1 protein-coding gene is annotated in these 2651 nt (G+C 43.1%); it reads right to left on the reverse strand.

Annotation, left to right across the window (positions count from 1 at the left end):
* Nucleotides 1-141 precede the first annotated feature (141 nt).
* On the reverse strand, nucleotides 142-1935 hold the full coding sequence (gene ltrA, locus ACFQU8_RS09600; RefSeq protein ID WP_382359188.1) for a group II intron reverse transcriptase/maturase: 1794 nt from the start codon (nucleotides 1933-1935) through the stop codon (nucleotides 142-144).
* Nucleotides 1936-2651 lie beyond the last annotated feature (716 nt).

A 2651-nucleotide genomic window follows, 5' to 3' on the forward strand; every position in this document is an offset into this window, starting at 1 on the left:
GTCAGCAATAGGTAAGCGTTTGAAGTTATCTCCGGCTTTTCCCCTGCTCCACACGGAACGTGCAAGTTTCCCCGCATTCCGCGTTCCATCTAACGTAATTTACTCGATTATAAGTTCCTCGTTACTTCGTGTTTGGAATTTCTAGATAGGTTCAAGCTTACATTTATCACGGAAGCGATTGACTTTTTCAATCATCGTCCCTGTAAGCTGAAATCTTTCTATGAGTTCATAAATCATCTTTTTTTCCTTCGTATGAATCAATCGGTGTACATCTTCGTGAAGAATGCGAAGATTGTTAAACTGGTCGTTTCCGCCAAGGCTTAACGGTACATAGTGATGGCAATGGACCTCTGATGCTGGCACTTCCGTGCCAGTAATTTCGCATTTCCCCATCTTCATACTATATCGACTGATACGGTTATCTATATATTCAACACTCCGATTCGGTAGCGTTGATTTCATTAATGCACCAATTTCTGATTGAATATCCGGCTGTAGTTTATTGTATATCATTTTCCTACCTTCTTTGGTGAAAGGCGTCATTGCCGGAGTAAATCCTATGGTGTTCTGCGTTTTCACATCCGCCAACGGAAATAAATAGACACCAGCTACTCGAAACGTTTTAAAGCTGCGACGGTATATCTTTTTATAGGTCGGCGGCGCGTTAGCTGGATGACCATATTTACCTACTGGTCTGAGATGATTGTATATGAACGCACCTAAATCATAGGCAAGACGTGAGAACTCGAGATTGACCTTAGTGGCTTTTCTGAAGTACTGATGAATCCCCAGTACAAAGCTGTTAAAGCGTAACGCATTAAGCGCCGAAGGCGAAGACCTCATTCTTCGAATCAGTTTTCGAGCTTCTTCTTTAATTTGACGCTTTTTGTCGGTTTTAATACCGGTACGCGCAACTCTTTTCTTACGCTTTTTATCGGCACGAATAGTGAAGCCTAAAAATTCGGATTCACGTTTCCGCAGGTTTACAACTTGTGATTTTTCGGGCGAAATATCCAATTTTAGGCGGTCTTTAAGGTAGAGCCTTACGGCATGATACCACCTATGTGCCGTTTTACCGTCTTTACAAAGAATTTTAAAGTCGTCCGCGTAGCGGACGAGGTAGCCTTCTTTAAGATTAGTGCGCTTTTTGGCTTGTCTTTCACCTACTTTGGATTGATAAGGTTTGGATAGCGGGAAGAATTCCCATTGTCCCGCAACCCATTGGTCAAGGTCGTTAAGAACGATATTCGCCAATAAAGTTGATAACAGACCGCCCTGGGGCACACCTTGTGTAGGTATGCCTTCTCCGTCTATTTCAGCTTTCAGCATTCTGCCGATACAGGCTAATACTTTTCGGTCTTGAATCCCCATGTTCCATAGCTGCTTTATAAGCAGGGTATGGCTTATATGGTCAAAGAAACTTCTAATATCAACATCAACCACAAAATGAAAGTGGGATAAATTGATAAGTTGTTGGACCCTTGCCATAGCATGGTGTGCCGAGCGTAGTGGTCTAAATCCGTAACTATGGTTATAGAATTTAGCTTCCGCAATCGGTTCAAGTACCTGTTTAAAGCTTTGTTGGATAATGCGGTCCAAGATGCAAGGAATGCCTAGCGGTCTAAACTTTCCGTTTCCTTTATCAATCCATTTTCGTCTGACTTTCTTGGGACGGTAATTGTCAAGTTGTCTTCGGACTTCCAGTAATAATTTTTCTTCAGACCACGTTTTAATATCGTTAATGGTACGCTTATCGGTTCCGGGTGTTCCGGAGCCTTTATTTGATTTTATAGTACGATAGGCTAATAAAATGTTTTCTCTAGATGTGATGACATCATAAAGATGAGAAAAGGATTGGTGCTTCAAGCTTTTGTCGTACAAATCTGTGAAAGTCTCGGTCATTTCATAGTAATCCCAATATCGTAAAGCTTGCACTGTGGCATCCCACCTTTCGGAGCGATGTTCCCACGTTCCTACCCGATCGGTGCAATACACGTTTGGAAAATAATCTTTCATTTCGTTAGACTTGGGGCTATTCCTCCACTCTCATTACAAGAGATTCATCAGTCATACCCCTACCCTCGCAAGGATAAATGTCTTTTGGCAAAAAGCCTTATGACAAACGTTTTGGATGACAGTCCTTGTTTCAACGTTCCTTGTTTTCCAAGTCCCTTACAATCTAGCTATCGATACTGAACTTAGGTGTTCCCTGGAAGCCTGTGAGCTGGATACCGCCTTAGTCCGGTATAGCGTGTTTCAGAGGGCGCATTTTTACTCCACACCACTCACCCCATCGTCGGATGGGACATAAGTTTCCTTATGTTCAATCTTTAGACCTGTATATTCGGTTGTTCGTCAGTTTCATTGCGCTGAAACCATTCTCACCATATTCAGTTTTTCAGCCGTGCGGCATATCCGTTGACGTACCTTCTCCGAAGGAGTGGCTTTAGCCTTCGTTCTGCCGAATCTACCTGTACTTCAAACCCCTTGACCTGTCAGTCATGACGCATGCAGGAGTATTGACGGGATGGTTTTGGGAAACATGGTTCCCTCATTCCCATCCTTGATTGTAAAGTTGGGATTGTCCGATAGCTAATCCCCTGCATTTCACGCTTCAAAACGCTTATAGCAGAACTTGTCGAGCGGCGCCC

The sequence above is a fragment of the Lentibacillus kimchii genome (genome assembly GCF_042666895.1).
Lineage (GTDB): Bacteria > Bacillota > Bacilli > Bacillales > Amphibacillaceae > Lentibacillus > Lentibacillus kimchii.